Origin of the sequence: Dinghuibacter silviterrae (genome assembly GCF_004366355.1) — a bacterium.
GTDB classification, from domain to species: Bacteria; Bacteroidota; Bacteroidia; order Chitinophagales; family Chitinophagaceae; genus Dinghuibacter; species Dinghuibacter silviterrae.
On record NZ_SODV01000001.1, the window covers coordinates 2262690 to 2281090 of the forward strand.

Here is an 18401-nt window from a genome sequence, read left to right on the forward strand (position 1 = left end):
ATCATCATGAGGAAGTGCCTGCTTGGGGTCATGCTGTGTCCCCTGCTTTTGTGGATGGGCCAGGCCGCCGGCCAACGGCTCATCGGTAAAGTGCTGGTAGGAACCGCGAGCTTTTATGGAGAACGCTTCCGGGGCAAACGGACGCATACAGACGAGGTATTCGATCCGGACAAACTGACGGCCGCGTGCAACAAACTGCCGCTGAAGACCTGGGTGAAAGTGACGAACCTGAGAAACCACCGTTCGGTCAACCTGTGGATCAATGACCGGATGCATCCGAAAAATAAAAGGCTCATCGACGTCAGCGCCAGGGCGGCCAAAGAACTCGGCTTCTATGCCCGGGGGCTGACCAAGGTTAGGGTCGAGGTCATTCCGCCGCCATGAAGCGGAGTGCCCCGCAACTCATATCAATGCTATGCTGAGAGTATTTTTTATCGGCGGAATCATGTGCTTACTCACACAAGCGGGGATATCCCAATCCCAGCACGTATACCGCTATAAGAAAGACCCTGCGATCGGCATTCACTTTTCCTTATATGATTTTAACTCGGCCATGCTCATCAGCCAGATCGGTCTTTCCAAGACCCTCAACAGCGGGAGCCTGACCAATATCGGGAACATGCAGCCGGGCCTTGCCCTGAGCTTTTTAGACGGCCTTACCGACCACCTCGACTATATGATCCGGTACACCGGATCCTTTGTGGACTATCCTTTTCCCAACAGCCCGGGCTACGAGGACGAATACCTCCTCTCCGCCCTTGACGCCTCCGTTCACCTCAAGCTCTTCAGCGACAAACACTGGGTCAGCCCCTTTCTTTCCGCGGGTGTCGGGACCTTCTCCTACAAATCCAACTACGGAGCCTATATGCCGCTTGGGCTGGGTCTCCAGGTCAACTTCTTTAACGAAGCCTTCCTGCTGATCCACATCCAGTATCAGGTGGGCGTGTCCGAGAACGCCGCCAATACCCTTTACTATAGTTTGGGGGTGGCGGGGAATATTGGGAGTTCGAAGAAAAAATAGGGCCTTATGCCTTCCACGAACCGGCGAGCGCACGCATCGCCTCCAGCGTCTTTTGATGAAACCCCGGCCCCGTGCTGACGCGGGCGACGCCCAACGCCTCCAATGCTTTCAGGTCGAGCACACCTCCGATATTGATCGGAGCGGGGATGCCCTCCACCAGTGTTTTGATGACCCCCATGTCCCTTACGCCTATGGGATAGATCCCGTCGGCGCCGGCTTCGAGATAAGCGGCTGCCCGGCGCAAGGCGTCTTCGCGCTGGTCCGTTTTCAGCCGGAGAAACGAGTCGACCCGCGCATTGATGTACAGTTTCTCTCCCGCCGCCTCGCGAACCGCGCTGATGCGGGTTACCTGTGTTTCCAGGGGGATGAGTTGCCCGGTCCGCACGTCGGTGTCCTCGAAGTTGATGCCTACGACACCGGTGTCGATCACACGACGGATGTTCCGTTGCAGCCCTTCGGGGTCGGGGGCGAAGCCGCTTTCAATGTCGGCGGTGACGGGGATCTTTACCGAAGAAGCGATTCGTTCCAGGAGCCAGCACAATTGATCGAAGGGGATCTTTTCGCCGTCCTCGTAGCCCAGGCTGCGCGATACGGCGGCGCTGGCGGTGGCGACGGCGGGGTAGCCGAGTTCTTCGAGCAGGCGGGCGCCGGCGACGTCCCAGATGTTGGGGAGGAAGAGGAGGGGCGCTCCGAAGTGGAGGGAGCGGAAGCGTTGGGCGAGGTTCATAGCAAACATTTAAAAGGCCGCCCCATATTGCGAGGCGGCCCGTGAACAATGGTGATAAAAAAAGTTTACGCTTTCGCCACGTGGAAATCCACCTGCTTATCCCCCCACATCAGGGACACCTTCCCGTCCTTGCCGACGGTAAAAGTCATCCTTTCGGTGAAAGAAGCGGACTTGCCGGCGGGAACGGTGACACGCAGGACGTCCTTGTCCTGGTGGTAGGTGTAGGCGCCCCAGGTCGGTTTGCCGTTGGGCAGCTTGGTTTCGCTGTTGAAGATGACCGTCCAGTCGCCGTCGGTGGGGATGGTGAACAGGTCGTAGGTGCCGGCGGCCAGGGTCTTGCCTTCGATGGTCACCGGAGCGGAAATGGTGAATACAGTGGCCTCATTGGCACCGGTCCTCCAGACCTGGCCATAAGGCACCAGGCCGCCCCAAAGTGTACGGCCTTTGACGGAGGGCTGGCTGTAGTCGATTTGTACGTGCACACCCCCGTGGATGGTTTCCATGGCCGTGGCGGGGGGGCTGGGGCGTTTGGACTTGTCTTCTGGTGCCTGTGCAGACACGGCGCTCACAACGAAGGTGCCGGCAAGGGCCAGCAGGAGTAGCTTTTTCATAATGGTGTATTGTTTTAATTATTCCTTTTCCTAAAAGGATTTATCCTTTGCCAAAAAGTTTTTTTTTGATCGGCGGGTGGGGACGTGTCTTTTTTCGTCTTGCCCTGGCGCTCGGCTTCCCGGAGGACGCGTTGTTCCTCGGGGTCGGGGTGGGATTCGGGCGCTACGTACTCGCTCTTGCCGGGAGCGACGGTATTGTAGTCACCGGCTTTGCCGTTGCTGTTTTCTTCGTCGTTGGATTCGTTGCCGTACTGGCTGCCGAAGTTCTGGTAGTCGTATTGGGTATCGTTCTTGAGCGATGCGGGGATGTTGAAGTGTGCATTGGGGTCTATGCCGAGGGTTTTGTCGGCATAGGCTTTTTGGAAAAAGTAGCCCCAGATCGGGAGGGCGATCCGGTTGCCTTCCCCCGTGATCTTCAGGAAGGGATCGTCAAAGCCGACCCAGGCGCCCGCTAAGAGCTGGGGAGTATAGCCGATATACCAAAGGTCTTTGTTGCCGTATTGAGCGCCGGTCTTACCCATGGTCCCTGTTTTACCGGCCATTTCTCCCTGAAGACCCAACACATTGCGGAGGCTGGCGCCCGTACCGAAGTCGACGACGCCTTGCATCATCCGGATCATGGTATACGCGGCTGCTTCGCTGATGACCTGTTTGCGGTCGGGGACAAAGGTCTGCAGTATGTTGCCGTTGCGGTCCTCGATACGCGAGAGGTAGATGGGTTTGACATTGACGCCGTACCCGGGGAACATGGTGTAGGCCCGCATCATTTCGTAGAGCGAAATGTCCCCTGCCCCTAAAGCCAGGGACGCGTAGGGCGGGAGCTTGGATTCGATACCGCATTGCTCGGCGAAGTGGATGATGGGCTGCGGCTGGAACTGGTTCATCAGGTAAACGGCGGGGGGATCGTAGGACCAGGCCAGGCAAACCTCCATCGGGCCGCCCTTGCCGTCGATCTCCTTGCCGCCCATGCTGACGGGGCCCGCGGGGAGCATGGTTTCGGGTGTGTACCCGTTCTCCACCGCGTAGGTATACAATATAGGTTTGAACGTGGACCCCACCTGCCGTTTGGTCTCGATGTTGGCGTGGTCGTACTTAAAGCGTTTAAAACCGGCGCCCCCCACCCAGGCCTTGACCTCGCCGGTGATGGGATCCATGACCATAAAGGAACACTGGATGATCTCCTTGTGGTATTTGATGGAATCGTAAGGGGTCATGACGGTGTCCTTTTCCCGTTTGTCATTCCAGGCAAAGACCTTCATGGGCACCTTTACAAAAAACGTTTTGCGGATGTCGGCTTCGGGTACCCCTGCGGATTCGAGGTTGTTCCAGCGGTCGCTTTGTTTCATGGCGGCCTCGATGATATTCTCATGACCCCTCCAGATGGCGCCGCTCCGGACTTCGGGCTGGGAGAAGTAGAGTTTTTGCAGATAGCTGAGCTGACGGCCCGCGGCTTCCTCAGCCGCCGTTTGCATACGGATGTTGATGGTGGTATAGACCTTCAGACCGTCCCGCAACAGGTCATACGGCTGGCCGTTGGCCTTCAGATGGTGTTTGCACCAATCTTTCAACTCGTCCTCCAGGTAGCTCCGGAAGTAAGGGGCGTACCCGTTGTTTTCATCCATGCGGATGTAGTTCAGCTGGATGGGGGCGCGTTTGGCTTCGGTGGCGGCCATGGGGCTGATGTACCCCGCGGCCGCCATGAGGTTGATCACCGTGTTGCGGCGGTTAAAGGCGGCGATGGGGTTGCGGCGGGGGTTATATAAGGTATTCCCCTTGAGCATGCCGATGAGTACAGCGGCTTCGTCCACGTTCAGCTCCGCGGGCTCCTTCTGGAAAAAGGTCCGGGCGGCGTTCCGGATGCCGTAGATGTTTTCCCCAAAGGACACCGTGTTCAGGTAAAGGGCAAGGATCTCGTTTTTGGTAAAGTTGCGCTCCAGCTTGACGGCGATGATCCATTCCTTGATCTTTTGGGTGCTCCGGACGACAAAGTTGGTGGAGTAATTGGTAAAGAGGTTTTTGGCGAGCTGCTGGGTAATGGTGCTTCCGCCCCCGTCCCTGGCCAGGTGGAGGACGGCGCTCCCTAAACGATAGAAGTCGATCCCGGAGTGTTCGTAAAACCGTTTGTCTTCGGTGGCGATCAGGGCGTTGATGACGTTGGGGGAGATGTCCTTGAACTCCACGTTGGTCCTGTCCTGGACATAGTACTTACCCATGGAGGTACCATCAGCGGCAATGACTTCGCTGGCTAAGGACGCGGAAGGGTTCTCCAGCTCCGACAGGGAAGGCATACGCCCAAAGACACCCAGGTCGGCCAGCAGGATGAACAGAAAAAGCAAAGCCAGACCGATCAAAAAAACGCGCCACAGGAGGCGTACGGGAGTGGACATAGTGGGTTGTATTGTGTTCAAAACTAGGCAATCCGTTGCAAAAAGCATACCCGCTAATGGGTGGCCGGCATATTCTTAAGATAGGAGTTGATAAACGTCTCGTATTCGGTCAGGTTCTTCTTATTCCTCAGTACCATCAAATTATCCTGTGAAATAACGATAAAACGATATTTGTCGGCCGACAGCCACGGCACTATTTCTTTGCCGGCGTTTTTCTGGAGGTCGAACTGATAGGCCAGGGCGTCCACGATGTTTTTGAAGGGACCCAGTTTCAGGATGTTCATGCCGGGTTGGAAGAGGACCGTATCGATCGGAATGTCCTCCTGGTAGTGTACGTCCTGGTTATACCGGGAAAAGGCATTTTTGGCCTCGGAGGCGTACACCCCGGCGACATTCGTCATGACCACGAGGACGTAGTGTGGCGTCGACGGGTCGAACAGGTAGTTGTCGCTGTGCATACCCGCTACGGCATTGTTGTTGACCTGTAAGCCCGACTTACCCGGTAGCGCGGCCGCTCCCGCGCCGGGCGCCTTCAACAGCGTGTCAGGTCTGTTGCCCAGCGCCCGGTGCAGGTCGGGTGGTGCTACAGGCGGTGCGGGTACGGCCACGGCGACGGCCGCCCCGGTATCGATGTGCAAAGAGTCTACCTTGTACCGGGTGATCTTCAGGTTGGTCAGGTAGGTCTCGATCTGCGTACGGCGACCCAGCACTTCCTTCAGTTTATTCGCCCGTGGTGTCACGGGGTCCTTGGGGAATTGAGCCGCAAGGTCGTTCAGGACCTTGATGGCCGAAGAGTCCTGCCGCTGGTGGGCATAATAGACGGCCTGGATGTACATGAGCTGCGGGGTCCAGTATTTCGTCCCAAACAGGGAATCCGCCGACTTTTTTTCCGCCAGGGCGGCGTCATAGTTGCCGGCGATAAACTGGTCGTAAATATCTTTATAACGCCCGGTGGCGAGGTCGGCGGCGGTATCCTTCACGGGCGCGGCGGGTTTGCCGGCGGCGGGGTAACGCTTATGCAACAGCCCGAGGTAATAGTTTGCTTTTACCTCATCCCCCATCAGATGGTAACAGACATAGAGGTCGTACAGCGCCTCTTCCTGTTTATAGGTGGGGTAACGCTGGTACAGCTCTTCCAGGACCTTGACGGCCGCCCGGTTGTCGCCCACTTCGTTTTTATACAGGTCTCCCAGCCGGAACAGGTGGTAGGCGACCGTATCGTTGGACGCAGCGAGCGCCTTTGGCGTCAGGGGGAGGTCGCTCATCAATCCATCCATGGTCAGCACCAGGGGTTTGGCGCCCGCCTTTTTGGCCGCCGCCGTCAGGGCATCCTCCGTCGTATGGGGCTGGATGACTCCGCCGGGGCCGGCGGTGTTCATGGCGGACTGTCTGCGCCAGTTGTCGACGTTGGGGCGGTTTCCCCAGCGGCTTTGGAAGTCCGATGACCCGGAGGACCGGGCCGACTGGTTATAGAAATACCATTCCCCGTTCCCGGTCCCAAACAGATCGGAGGCGTTGAGTGAATCCCTGATACCGGTACTCCCGTAATAGTTCCCGTTGTTTTCTTCTTTCACCCCCTGGGCCTTTAACAACTGGTGAAGGAGATTTTTGACAAACGCCGTCCTTTCCGCTTCGGGCAGGGCGGCGATGCGTTGCAGGCTGTCTTCCCGTTCCACCCGGAGGATACTGACAAGGACGCGGTCGTAGAGTGCTTTGTCCTTGGCCAGGACGGGGATCTGGTCGCGCAGGTTCGGGTCGGTCAGGATGAGGCTGTCGTACGCCGTGGCGACGATCTTATAGTTGCCCTGGGTTTTGCCTATATCGCTCATCAGCAGATAGGCCTGGTTGCGGACACCGCCTTTACCGCCGTTGCGGGCGCTGAGGTCCAGGAAGTGAAGGGCTTCGGTGGTATCGGGTTGCTGCAGGGCCAGACGCGCGGCGGACAGGTAGAGGATGTCCCGGAAGGGCGCGAACCGGTCCCTGTCCGCCAGCCGGAGCAGGGCGGCAATGGTTTGGGGGATCGTTTGTTTATCGTTCCCTTGTCCCAGGAGCGCGCGGTACAAACGCGCATAAATGTCGATGCGGGGATCGGTGCTCTGTTCGATGGCTTTGGAATACCATTTCCCGGCCGCGGCGCTTTGGTGGCAAAGTTCGTACAACTGGGCCAGCAGGTAGTCCCAGCGTGCCTGGTCGGCCTGGCTGGCGGCGTTCGGGAGCGCGCGTTCCAGGTACACGGCCGTGGAATCCCAGATACCCTGGCAGTAAAACCAATAGGCTTCCTGCTCGGCCAGGGCCGGCTGGAGCCTGGGTGGGAACTGCGGATCCGACCGGAGCAGGCTGATCAGCCCCGCTGCCTGGGCGTATTTTCCCTGTTCGGTATAACTCCGGACCTGCCAGATCAGCCCGTCGTTCCGGCTGGGCGGACGGTTGAAGGCCTCGTGCCATATCTTCCGGTTCTCGGGATTGACGATCGAGACCTGTCCGTTTTTGGCCTGGGTACCCGTCCCGATGGGAATATGGTAGTCACCCTCTTCTTTTACATAGAAGTGATAGTTCAGAAACTCCAGGATCCGGTCCGCCGAGTCGAATTTTGTTTCCAGGAAAAAGGCCTGGCCGATCAACAGGTACAGGTTGTCGATCCAACCGTTGCGCAGGTCATGGAGGACGATCCCCGCGGTGCATTTATAAATGACCGAGTCCAGTTGTATGCGTTCGCGTTTCGTATCCTCCAACGCGTAGCCGTAAAAAGAAATCAGCCGGGTAAGGTCGTCCTGGTGTTCTTCCCGGCACCGGGCCAGGACCTGGAGGATTTTCTGGTGGGCGTTGAAATAATAGTTGTAGTGCGTGACCGTCCCCTGGACGAACCGGCGAAAGGCGGTGTTTTTGGTGGACGTACTTTTTTCGGAAGCGAGGGTTTTGTTTTCGAAGGCCGCCGGTTTGTGGAGCGGAAGATCGTAGCCGGCCTGGGCATGCGTGAGCATGGGCGTCAGCAAGATAAGCAGACACCTGGCCATGAGGCCCAGACGTTGGTGAAATGACATGCCTTTTATAACTGCAAACAACACAAAATATTTTGAAGATGGCCCTTTTTTTGCGACAACAGGCTAATTTTAGGTCGAAAACCCCCAATATGGCCCTATTTGACGGCAACAAAACCCTTAAGCGTTTACAGAACAGGTACCGGTTGGTCATCATGAATGACGATACCTACGAGGAGGTGATCACTTTTAAGTTGACACGGATGAGCGTTTATGTGGCTTTGAGCACGATTTTTGTTATCTTGATAGGCCTGACGGTGGCGCTGGTGTCTTTTACCAACTTAAAGTATTATCTTCCGGGCTACGGGAACCCGAGTGAACGGAGGGAATACATCCAGCTCAAATACCGTACGGATTCCCTGGAAAGGGAGATGCAGATGAAGGACCAATACCTGGAATCGATCAAGAAAGTATTGGTGGGTGGGGTAGTGGAAAACCGCGATACGACGGCATTGAAGATGCCGTCGGTCGAGAAGTCTGATGATTAACCGGCAGCTCTAAATGCGCATAAACATGTTTACATCCAAATCCAAAGAAAACAGCTCCGTCCCGGAATCCTCCGCTCCGGCAAAAGTAGGTGCCAGCATCATCGCTAGCGGCACCGTCATCAAAGGCGACATCGAATGCTCCGGCGACATCCGGATCGACGGCACCCTCAAGGGGAACGTACACGCTACCAACAAGGTCTTTATCGGTACCGAAGGCCTGGTGGAAGGCGACATCCATTGTGTCAATGCCGACATCCTCGGGAAGGTCCAGGGGAAGGTCACCGTCAAGGACCTGCTCAACATCCGCGGCAAGGCCCATGTCAAGGGCGACCTTTTCACGGGCAAGCTCCAGGTGGAACCCTCCGCTTCCTTCAATGGCAATTGCCATATGGCCGGAAGTACGACGGTAGCCGCTTTACCGGGCGCCTCCGCCGTGAAGGTCGGGGAGGACGAACCCGAATATGCCGAAGCAGAATAATAAGTCTCTCCTGCAATATGCCGGCCTGGCGACCCAGCTCTTCGTAGCGTTGGGTCTAGGTGTTTATATAGGTATAAAAGTGGACCACTGGGCTCACTGGAAGACGCCTATTGCCACCTGGCTGCTTCCTCTCCTCATCCTCGTAGGAATCCTGGTCCGCCTGGTCCGGGATACAGGTACGGGAAAATAGTCGCATATTGCAGGTATGAAACGTTTTATACTGCTGAGCCTCCTCCTGTTTGTCATAGTCAATGGTGTCATTGTGCTGCTCCGGACGCGCCTGCCCGGTTGGAACGTGGCGGTCGATCCCCTGGAGTACGGCAATGCCTGGCTGTTTGTCATTACGATGCTGGCGTTTGCCCTCGAAGTAAAGGGTGTACGTCAGGCCAACTCTTATGCATTCTTCCGGTTCGTATACACCGGGATGCTCCTGAAATTGTTCCTGTCCGCGGGGGTCGTACTTTTGTATGCACTCATAGACCGCGCCGTCCTCAGCAAGGGGGTGGTGTTGTCGTGGCTGGTGATGTACATCGGTTATACGGGCATTGAAGTCAAGGAACTCGTCCGTGCCGGAAAAGTGAAACAGTAATGGCAAAATCGGAAGCCCCGCTCGAAGCATTGGCAGACTATCTGCCCCCGGGGACGTATGAACACGTCGTGGATTATCTGCACCGGTACAAGGTACACCTGACCGTGTCCCGTCAACGGGCTTCCGTCTTAGGAGACTATCGCAACGCCACCGCCGACCGGCACCACCGCATCAGCGTTAACGGCAACCTCAACCGTTACGCCTTTTTGATCACCCTTCTTCACGAACTGGCCCACCTCCTCACCTTTGATCGTTTCGGACATACGGTGTCCGCGCACGGCAAAGAGTGGAAGGCCGAGTTTGGCCGTCTGCTCGCGCAGTTTTTGCAGCATCATGTTTTCCCCCCGGATATACACAAGGCACTCTCCGCAAGCCTGCGCAACCCGGCCGCCAGCAGTTGCGCCGACGACGACCTGATGCGGGTGTTGCGCAAATACGATCCCGTGGACGAGCGCCACGCGCTGGTCGAGGAGCTCGCCGAGGGGACGTTGTTCCGTACCCGCGACGGAAGGGTTTTTCGCAGGGAAAAAGTGGTGCGGAAACGCATCCGGTGCATTGAAGTACCGTCGGAAAAAGTATACCTGTTCAGCCCGATTTATGAGGTGGAGCCCCTAGAGCGTTAGCAGCATCCACCGGTCGCACCCGAAGTGTCCCGTGTTCCCCATAGGGCCGTCCAGGTACTGAAATCCAAAACGCTCGTAGACGGAAAGCGCCTGGCTCAGCTCCGGCATGGATTCCAGGTAGACCCGGCGGTAACCCATCGCGCGCGCCTGTTCCAGACAACGCTGGATGAGACGGCCACCCAGGCCCTGGCCCCGCGCTTCGGGGCGGAGGTACATTTTGCAGAGTTCGCAGGTGTCGGGAGGGAGACCCTCCGAGGGATAGATGCCGGCGCCGCCGAGAAGCAGGGCGGCTGTCGCCGCAGCGCTGCCGGCCGTCGCGCTCTCTGCCACGAAAAAGCACGCCCCCGCCCTCTGGAAGAGCTCATACAAATGATCCGTAGTCGGATCGAAGTAGACCGTTCCGGGCTTGTTCGCGCCAAACTCCGCGAGGGCGTTCCGCACGATCAGGGCCAGGGGCGCATTGTCCCCCGGCTGGATGTCACGAATGTGGATGTCGGGCATAAAAAACGATGGCCCGCCGCGGCTAGGCCACGGCCTTGTTCACCAACTGAGCGGCTTCGCTCAGGAGGATGGCGGACTCTACCTTCAGCCCGCTTTCGTCGATGAGCTTTTTGGCTTCCTCGGCGTTAGTGCCCTGGAGGCGGACGATGATCGGAATGTTGATGTTCCCGAGCTTCTGGTAGGCGTCGATGACCCCCTGGGCCACCCGGTCGCAACGTACGATCCCGCCAAAGATATTGATCAGGATGGCCTTTACTTTCGGGTCTTTCAGGATGATGCGGAAACCTGCCTCGACGGTCTGGGCATTGGCGGAACCGCCTACGTCCAGGAAGTTCGCGGGTTCGCCGCCGCTGAGCTTGATCATGTCCATGGTGGCCATGGCCAGACCGGCGCCGTTGACCATACAGCCTACGTTCCCGTCCAGTTTGACAAAGTTCAGGTTGTATTTGCCGGCCTCGACTTCGGTAGGATCTTCCTCGGTGATGTCGCGAAGGCTGGAGAGGTCGGGGTGACGCATCAGGGCGTTGTCGTCCAGGTTCATCTTACAATCCACGGCGATGATTTTCTCGTCGCTGGTCTTGAAGAGGGGGTTGATTTCCACCATGGCGCAGTCCAGCCCGATGTAGGCATTGTACAGGTTGGTGACGAATTTCACGCAGGATTTGAAGGCTTCCCCGCTCAATCCCAGGTTAAAGGCGATCTTCCGGGCCTGGAAGGGCAGGAGGCCGCCGCCGGGGTGAACCCATTCCTTAAAGATTTTGTCCGGGGACTTGTGGGCGACTTCTTCTATATCCATACCCCCTTCGGTGGAGTACATCACGACGTTTTGTTTCTTACCGCGGTCCAGGAGGATGGACAGGTAAAATTCCTTGATGGGGTTGGGGCCTTCGTAGTAAACATCCTGCGCAACGAAGACCTTGTTAACCACCTTCCCGTGAGGGCCGGTCTGGATGGTTACCAGGGTACCGCCCAGGATGTTCTGGGCGATCTCTTTTATTTGTTCCGCATTCTTCCCTACGGCCACCCCGCGTTGCTCGGAACCGACGATCTTGCCTTTACCGCGGCCGCCCGCGTGGATCTGGGCCTTGACTACCGCGAAATTGCTGCCGTATAATGTCTTGATCTGGCGGTAAGCCTCCTCGGCTTCCTGGGGGGTGCTGCACGCAAATCCTTCCTGGACGGGGACACTATATTTCTTCAGTAACTCTTTCGCCTGGTATTCGTGTAGGTTCATACGAAAAAATTTTGGCGAAGATAGGAAAAACTATCTTTGCCCCCCATGATTATGCAACACTTGGAGGAGGCGGCCTCCTATATCCGCCGGCAGGTACCGGAAGTACCCGAAATCGGGATTATCCTGGGTAGTGGCCTGGGCAACCTGACGCGGGAGCTCGAAGGGGTGACGTCGATTTCCTACAAGGATATCCCCCATTTCCCGGTCTCTACCGTGGAGGGACATGAGGGTAAGCTGATCCTTGGCCGGTTGAAGGGGAAAAATGTCGCCGTCCTCAGCGGACGCTTCCATTTTTACGAGGGATATACCCCCCAGCAAGTGGTTTTCCCGATCCGGGTGATGAGCGTCCTGGGGGTACACACCCTGCTGATCTCCAACGCGGCCGGCGGAATGAATCCTCAGTTCCGGGTGGGAGACCTGATGATCATCAGGGATCACATCAGTCTTTTTGTACACAATCCCCTCGTCGGTCCCAACGAACCCCGTCTGGGCACGCGTTTTCCCGATATGAGCGAACCCTATAGCCTGGACCTGATCCGGCAGGCAAAAGCCATCGCCGGTAAGGCGGGCATCGCCATACACGAAGGCGTATATTGCGGGGTTACCGGCCCCACTTTCGAAACGAGGGCCGAGTACCGGCTCCTGCACCTGGTCGGGGGAGATGCCGTAGGGATGAGCACTGTACAAGAGGTGATCGCCGCGGTCCACGCGGGGATGCGGGTCTTTGCCCTTAGCGTCATCACGGACCTGGGTATCCGGGACGAAGCCAACACCATTACACACCAGGAAGTGCTGGAGGCCGCAGCAGCGGCGGAGCCGAAGCTGACGGAGATATTTAGCGGCCTGGTCGCGGCGCTCGGCGGCGTGGCCGCGGGCACGTTATAACATTATTTTACAAGGGCCCCGCCGAAAATCGGTTATTTTTGCCCGAATCACTATGCGCTTAAGTCTACTAATCCGGGTCTGTTGTGTGTTTTGTTGCGTGCTGGGTAGCGTGCAGGGGCTGAGGGCGCAAGGTTCCCTGGGGGGCCTGCAAAACAGCGTGCAGGGAATGGGACAGGGCATGGGCAACAGGGGCGGGAAAAAGGATTCCCTGCACCACCGTACCGGTCTGGAAGATACCCTGACCCTTACCTATCGTTTTCTGGATTCCACGCATATCTACAAGCTGGATACGTCCGTGGCGGACATCGACAAGTTTTACCCCGTGCCGTCCATCTACAAGACCCTGGGGAATGTCGGTACCGCGGCCGAATCCATTGTTTTTACACCCAACTTCAAACCCGGTTGGGACGCCGGGTTTCACGCGTACGATATCTACCGGCTGACCTGGGAAACCACCCGGTTTTTTACAACAACCCGGCCGTATACCGAAATGGAGTACCTTCTGGGTAGTGCCAACGAACAGAACATCCGCATCCTCCATACCCAAAACATCAACGAACACTGGAACTTTGCCTTCCAATACCGGTTGACGGGTGGTCCCGGGCAATACAAAAGCGAGAAATCCAACCACAACAATTATAGCCTGTACACCTGGTATGAATCTCCCCGGAAACGCTACCACCTGTACGGAGGGTTCCTGGCCAACAACCTCAAAAGCGAGGATAACGGCGGATTTATCAACAACAGCGTCCTGTATAGCCCCAGCTATAACAACCGGTTCGACGTACCCACCAACGTAGGCGGAAACACGGACTACCAAAGCAATATTTTCAACACGACCCTGGAAACCGGCACGCATTACAGCGACTTCCAGCTTTTGCTCCGGCAACAATACGACCTGGGGCAACAAGACTCCATCGTCGTCAACGACTCAACGACCTATTACCTGTTTTATCCAAGGATACGGTTGCAGCATACCTTTCAGGTCAACACGTACAATTATCAGTATGTGGACAACAGCCCGGACTCTTCCACCCACTTTTATCAAAAAGCCTACAACTTTTTAAGCACACCGTTGCCCGGCTTTTATATACAAGACAAATGGTCGCAGATCATCAATGATTTTGCCCTGTATCAATTTCCCGTGGCCAAAAACCCCAGCCAGTACCTGACCGAGGGGATCAGTCTCGAAACGCTAAGGGGTACCTTTTTCAGCCGCATCATGGAGTTTTACAACGTGTACGGCCACGCTGAATACCGGAACCAGACGCGGAACAAAAAGTGGGACATAGACCTTCACGGGAAGCTGTACCTGGAGGGGTACAACATCGGCAATTACGACGTATACGGAAGCCTGGCGCGGAGCCTTGGGCGCAGGATCGGGTACCTCCAGGCAGGTTTTGAAAATACCCTCCGTACGCCTTCCTACATCTACCAGAAGTACAGCAGCTTCAATTTCAACAACACCGGCATTACCACGCCGACCAACGAGAACAATACACAGGTCTTCGGGTATCTCTGGATGCCCTACCTGAAGATGAACGTGGCGGCGCACTATTACCTGATGACCAACTACACCTACCTGAAGGACTATACCGGGGTCGCGCAATACAGCTCGCCCTTCAACATCCTCCAACTGTCGGTCCAGAAGGAAACCCACCTGACCAAACGCTGGGTATGGTATGGCGACGTGTATGTCCAGCAGGTCACCGGTGACGCGCCGGTGCGGGTACCTTTGGTCTATACGCGCGACCGGTTTGTCTACGAAGGCCGTATACACCGGAAGCTAAACCTGGCCACCGGCCTGGAGATCAAGTATGCCACCGCGTATAAGAACGATATGTATTCTCCGCTCCTGGGACAGTTCTTCCCCCAGCTCGGACAGTCGGATTCGCCCTATGGAACGTCCCCGATTCTTTATCACAACCGCCCGGAAATCGACGCCTTTGTGCACTTCCGTCTCCATACCTTTTACCTGATCGCACGGGCGGAGAACCTCAATACCCTTTCGCTTAGTCCCTTTGGGTTTAAATCGGTCAACCAGCCTTATGTAGGGTTCGCCGACCCGGGGTTGATCATCCATTTCGGGATCAGCTGGGGGTTTGTCAATTAGCGGCCGCGGCGCCTTTTGCAATGACGCCTACAGGATTTTCACAGATTTCCGGCGTACTTTGGTCCTATGAAGCTACTCATCGTAGAGGACGAGCCGGAGCTCCTGGAGAGTATGACCGCCTATCTTTCCCTGGAAGAGTACACCTGCGAAACGGCCGCGACCTACGCCGAAGCCCTGGAAAAGATCGAGCTCTATGCCTATGACTGCATTCTTCTGGACATCATGTTGCCGGGCGGGGACGGCTTGTCGCTGCTCCGGGAGCTCAAGGTCAACCGGAAGGCCGAAGGGGTGCTCATCATTTCGGCAAAAAACCGGCTGGAGGACAAGATTACGGGGCTGCAGATGGGGGCGGACGACTACCTCGCCAAACCCTTTCACCTGCCGGAGCTCGGCGCCCGCGTAGCGGCCATCATCCGGCGCAAACAATTCGGCGGCAACAGCCTCCTCGACTACCACGAAATCCAGATCGATACCCAAGGCAGGACGGTGCGCGTATCCGGTCAGTCCCTGGTACTGACCAAAAAGGAGTATGCCCTTTTGTTGTACCTCGTGTCCAACCGCAACAAGGTGATCCCCAAAAGCGCCCTGGCGGAGCACCTTTGGGGGGATAGCATGGACCTGGCCGATAACTACGACTTTATCTATACGCACGTCAAGAACCTCCGCAAAAAACTCCTGGACGGCGGCGCCAGGGACTACCTCCAGTCCATTTACGGGGTAGGGTATAAATGGACGGATAAGAAAATATGAAACTGGCGGCCACCTATCAGCGTTTTTATTTCGTGCTCCTGGCGATCCTGTTGGCGCTGGGTTGTCTGTCGTATTACGTGGTGATCCGTTATATCCTGATCCACCAGGTCGACAACGACCTCAAGATCGAGCAACAGGAACTACTGGACTTCGTCCACCTCCACGATTCCCTGCCGGCGCCTTCGCATTACCGCGACCAGCAACTCGACTGGCGGCAGGGGACGATGGACTTCGGCGTGGCCGGCGGTCCCGGCCATCGCGGTCGCGACCATGACCGTGACCGCCGGCGTTTCTGCAATGTCGGCGACAGCCGCGAGGTTCAGTTCCCCGTTCGCGTGAAGGGTACGGATTATATCGTAACGATCACCAAATCCCTGGAGGAGACCGAAGACCTCCTCTGGCTCATCCTTTGGGTAACGGCCGGGTCTATCCTCGTCCTGGTGGCGGGGTTGTTTATCGGCAACCGGTTTTTGCTCCGCCGCATCTGGCACCCCTTTTACGAAACCCTGGACTACCTGAAATCCTTCCGCCTGTCCGCCCCGCCCAAAGGGGGGCCGGGTGTATCAAAGATCGACGAGTTCAACCTGCTGGGCCGGTCCGTGGAGGAAATGACGGTCAAGATGCAGCGCGACTACCTGGCGCTGCAACAATTCACCGACCACGCCGCCCACGAAATGCAAACCCCGCTGGCTGTGATTAAAAGCAAGCTGGACCTGATGATGCAGGAGCCGGGTCTGACCGCCCACCAGTTGGAACGGATGCAGCAGTTGTTGCTTTCCGTCAACCGCCTTAGCCGGCTCAATCAGTCCCTTTTGTTGCTGACCCGGATCGAAAACCGCCAATACCTCGAAAAGGAGCCCGTGGAGCTCAAGACCCTGGTAGAGGAAAAACTGGATGTCTGGCAGGAATGGATCCGCGAACACGGCCTGACCGTCACCCTGGACCTGATGCCCGAAACCGTCCGGATGCATCCTTTCTTAGCCGAGAGCCTGGTGAACAACCTTCTCAGCAACGCCGTCCGGCATAATGTCCCGGGGGGAGAGATCCTGGTCACCCTTCTTCCCGGTCTTTTCAGCGTCAAGAATACAGGGGCTCATAAGGCGCTGGATCCGGATCGTCTTTTCCAGCGCTTTCAGAAACAGCATCCGTCCGAGGGGGTAGGGCTGGGGCTGGCCATCGTCAAGGAGATCGTCGAAATGTCGGGGATGGGGATACGGTACGAATATGGGGAGGGGACCCACACCTTTACGGTGACGTTCTGAGGGCTATGGCTCGAAGAAGCAGGCACTGCCGCCCACCCAGGTCTTATCCTTGTTATACCTGGTCCCGATCATTTGTCCTTTGCTGAGCCGCGCCAGGTTGTTGGCGGGGACCGGTCTTAAAGCGCCGTCTTTCCAGAAGTACATCAACCGGATCTCGCACTTGGCCGGCCCGTCAGGCGTCCGAATGATGTCCGCATACGTGGCCTTACGCTGGAGAATCCAGTTCTCCGGATCGGGGAGGTCCTCCAGGTGGCGGGGTGTCACCTCCAGGACGACGCCCTGACCGGCAAAGGAAAAAAGTGGTTTGAGGACATACCGGTCCAGGTCTTTGGGCACCGTTTTCAGGTCTTGTACGAAATACGCTTGCGGGATAAGGGGGTGGTGCAGCAGGGGCAACAGGTACTTGCTCACGCGGTAGAACCAGTTCGGGTGGGATATCCATTCCACGTCCCAGCCCGCGGTCAGGTCGATCACGGGCCCCAGCGTCTCCTTTTGCGCCATGAGGTCGTCGACGATGACGCGGTTGTAGATGCGGCGAACCCTTGTTTTGCGGCCATCGCGGAAATAAAAGAGTTCACGCCCTTCGGCAAAGAGCTCGGTGACGCAAACCGGCCGTATATCCAGGTAGTCCTGGGTGAGGTAAAAATCGATGCGTGTCTTTTGTTCGTGGGGTTTTACTTCCAGCAGGATGACCTCCTCCGGAGGAACGTCCCCTACAATGATGTCTTTCAAAAGCCGGATATATCCCGGTTTGTCATAGCCGCCCAAGAGGTAGTCATAATCGGGCGGTATGGGAAATTGTGCCTGATAGTTTTCGGGGAGCCACACCTGGAAGGCAAACAGCGTAGGAAACGCCTGGAGCTCGATCAGCCGCGGCTCGGGGAGCCCGGTATCGCCGGTACAAACGCCGAAATCAAAAGACACGAAATGGGGATAGTCCTGTTCGCCCGGGGTCCACAGCCCCGGGGGAATAGCGGCTGCCGTCCGTTGTTTGAATGAAGGATCGGCGATGAGGTCGAGGATATAGGCACAGGTTTCTTCCATCTGTGCCCGGAAAGAGCGGGGAACAAATACCGGGGTTTCCGCCACGCGAAAGTCAATGGCACCCGGGTGGGCGCTGTCTAACGCCTGGAGGAAGGCCCGGTATTTGTCGTCGGAAAAACCTTCGTTAAATCGGTCCCTGGCGAAAGGGATCATTTATGTGGTCCTCCTGGATTGCCCTGACCGGGGGGAGGTCCTTTTGGCGTGTCGGGTCCACCATGATGTTCCTCGGGATATTTCACTTCCGGATGCGGATCTCCGCGGTGACAGGTAATGCAGGAGACCGCCTCCTCAGCCTTGGCGGTATCGTCGTTAAAGCGCATGTACTTCTGGTTGATGTCGTTGGTCATGATCATCATCTTGCGCGCGACTTCCTTTTCGGGTTTGTCATCGCTGGCGAAGTCGAGCCGTCCGGGATTGGTCGTGGACTGTGCATGACAAAAACCGCACTTCACCCCCAGGGCAAGTTTGAAGTGGTCCATGATCATGTCCAGGCTGTCCCGGCTGATGTCTTGCGGAAGTACCTTGAGGTTGCGTTTGTGCTGCTGGGGGCCGCCGATCGAAAAGGCGCTGATACACGCGGCCGTGAGAACGATGGCGCCCGCCGTGAGCAGGCTTTTGCGTTGGAAGATGGTTGGTTGCATAGAGCCCAA

At 56.9% G+C, this 18401-nt stretch carries 19 protein-coding genes; 11 read left to right on the forward strand and 8 right to left on the reverse strand.

Annotated elements, in window-relative coordinates; all coding sequences use genetic code 11:
• Window positions 1-6: 6 nt before the first annotated feature.
• Together EDB95_RS10095 and EDB95_RS10100 are read left to right on the forward strand one after the other, a co-directional pair.
• The gene (locus tag EDB95_RS10095) at window positions 7-384 is read left to right on the forward strand and encodes a septal ring lytic transglycosylase RlpA family protein (RefSeq protein WP_133993209.1); all 378 of its coding nucleotides are present in this window, start codon (window positions 7-9) and stop codon (window positions 382-384) included.
• A 31-nt stretch (window positions 385-415) separates the two neighbouring features.
• Complete coding sequence (locus EDB95_RS10100) at window positions 416-1021, forward strand: hypothetical protein (RefSeq protein ID WP_162852541.1); 606 nt, start codon at window positions 416-418, stop codon at window positions 1019-1021.
• A gap of 4 nt (window positions 1022-1025) precedes the next feature.
• Here EDB95_RS10100 and EDB95_RS10105 read toward each other — a convergent pair whose 3' ends face one another.
• The 4 genes from EDB95_RS10105 to porW form a co-directional block, all read right to left on the reverse strand.
• Window positions 1026-1748: an isocitrate lyase/PEP mutase family protein gene (locus EDB95_RS10105; RefSeq protein WP_211352071.1), complete on the reverse strand. Its 723-nt coding sequence runs from the start codon at window positions 1746-1748 to the stop codon at window positions 1026-1028.
• A 65-nt stretch (window positions 1749-1813) separates the two neighbouring features.
• Window positions 1814-2359, reverse strand: coding sequence for a DUF2911 domain-containing protein (locus tag EDB95_RS10110; protein ID WP_133993215.1), 546 nt, complete (start codon window positions 2357-2359; stop codon window positions 1814-1816).
• A 14-nt stretch (window positions 2360-2373) separates the two neighbouring features.
• Window positions 2374-4746, reverse strand: a complete 2373-nt coding sequence (locus EDB95_RS10115) for a transglycosylase domain-containing protein (RefSeq protein ID WP_133993217.1) — start codon at window positions 4744-4746, stop codon at window positions 2374-2376.
• A gap of 53 nt (window positions 4747-4799) precedes the next feature.
• Window positions 4800-7760, reverse strand: a complete 2961-nt coding sequence (porW, locus tag EDB95_RS10120) for a type IX secretion system periplasmic lipoprotein PorW/SprE (RefSeq protein ID WP_133993219.1) — start codon at window positions 7758-7760, stop codon at window positions 4800-4802.
• Window positions 7761-7876: 116 nt separating this feature from the next.
• Here porW and EDB95_RS10125 point away from each other — a divergent pair, with 116 nt between their 5' ends.
• From EDB95_RS10125 to EDB95_RS10145, 5 genes are read left to right on the forward strand one after another with little or no spacing between them, the layout of a single operon-like run.
• Entirely contained in the window at window positions 7877-8272 is a 396-nt protein-coding gene (locus EDB95_RS10125) for a hypothetical protein (RefSeq protein WP_133993221.1), read from the forward strand.
• 25 nt (window positions 8273-8297) lie between these two features.
• Window positions 8298-8750, forward strand: coding sequence for a bactofilin family protein (locus EDB95_RS10130; RefSeq protein WP_162852542.1), 453 nt, complete (start codon window positions 8298-8300; stop codon window positions 8748-8750).
• Window positions 8734-8940, forward strand: a complete 207-nt coding sequence (locus tag EDB95_RS10135; protein ID WP_133993225.1) for an AtpZ/AtpI family protein — start codon at window positions 8734-8736, stop codon at window positions 8938-8940. Before EDB95_RS10130 ends, EDB95_RS10135 begins: the two co-directional genes overlap by 17 nt.
• Window positions 8941-8955: 15 nt before the next feature.
• Window positions 8956-9339, forward strand: coding sequence for a hypothetical protein (locus tag EDB95_RS10140; RefSeq protein WP_133993227.1), 384 nt, complete (start codon window positions 8956-8958; stop codon window positions 9337-9339).
• Window positions 9339-9962, forward strand: coding sequence for a SprT-like domain-containing protein (locus EDB95_RS10145; RefSeq protein WP_133993229.1), 624 nt, complete (start codon window positions 9339-9341; stop codon window positions 9960-9962). Before EDB95_RS10140 ends, EDB95_RS10145 begins: the two co-directional genes overlap by 1 nt.
• Here EDB95_RS10145 and EDB95_RS10150 read toward each other — a convergent pair.
• Both EDB95_RS10150 and sucC read right to left on the reverse strand, forming a co-directional pair.
• Window positions 9951-10463, reverse strand: coding sequence for a GNAT family N-acetyltransferase (locus tag EDB95_RS10150; RefSeq protein WP_133993231.1), 513 nt, complete (start codon window positions 10461-10463; stop codon window positions 9951-9953). The two genes, EDB95_RS10145 and EDB95_RS10150, sit on opposite strands and share 12 nt — an antisense overlap.
• A gap of 22 nt (window positions 10464-10485) precedes the next feature.
• Complete coding sequence (gene sucC / locus EDB95_RS10155) at window positions 10486-11697, reverse strand: ADP-forming succinate--CoA ligase subunit beta (RefSeq protein ID WP_133993233.1); 1212 nt, start codon at window positions 11695-11697, stop codon at window positions 10486-10488.
• Between the two features lie 51 nt (window positions 11698-11748).
• On the opposite strand from sucC, the gene EDB95_RS10160 reads away from it, so the two are divergent.
• From EDB95_RS10160 to EDB95_RS10175, 4 genes are all read left to right on the forward strand, one after another.
• The gene (locus tag EDB95_RS10160) at window positions 11749-12582 is read left to right on the forward strand and encodes a purine-nucleoside phosphorylase (protein ID WP_246073581.1); all 834 of its coding nucleotides are present in this window, start codon (window positions 11749-11751) and stop codon (window positions 12580-12582) included.
• A 52-nt stretch (window positions 12583-12634) separates the two neighbouring features.
• Window positions 12635-14695, forward strand: coding sequence for a putative porin (locus EDB95_RS10165; RefSeq protein ID WP_133993235.1), 2061 nt, complete (start codon window positions 12635-12637; stop codon window positions 14693-14695).
• A 66-nt stretch (window positions 14696-14761) separates the two neighbouring features.
• Window positions 14762-15445 (forward strand): response regulator transcription factor, encoded by a 684-nt coding sequence (locus tag EDB95_RS10170; protein ID WP_133993237.1) that lies wholly within the window; start codon window positions 14762-14764, stop codon window positions 15443-15445.
• Window positions 15442-16707 carry a sensor histidine kinase gene (locus EDB95_RS10175; RefSeq protein ID WP_133993239.1) on the forward strand — a complete coding sequence of 422 codons (1266 nt, stop codon included), beginning with the start codon at window positions 15442-15444 and terminating at the stop codon, window positions 16705-16707. The genes EDB95_RS10170 and EDB95_RS10175 overlap by 4 nt, the downstream gene beginning before the upstream one ends.
• 3 nt (window positions 16708-16710) lie before the next feature.
• Here the strand turns inward: EDB95_RS10175 and EDB95_RS10180 are convergent, their stop codons facing one another.
• Complete coding sequence (locus EDB95_RS10180) at window positions 16711-17904, reverse strand: hypothetical protein (protein WP_133993241.1); 1194 nt, start codon at window positions 17902-17904, stop codon at window positions 16711-16713.
• Window positions 17901-18392 carry a c-type cytochrome gene (locus tag EDB95_RS10185; RefSeq protein WP_133993243.1) on the reverse strand — a complete coding sequence of 164 codons (492 nt, stop codon included), beginning with the start codon at window positions 18390-18392 and terminating at the stop codon, window positions 17901-17903. The genes EDB95_RS10180 and EDB95_RS10185 overlap by 4 nt, the downstream gene beginning before the upstream one ends.
• Window positions 18393-18401 lie beyond the last annotated feature (9 nt).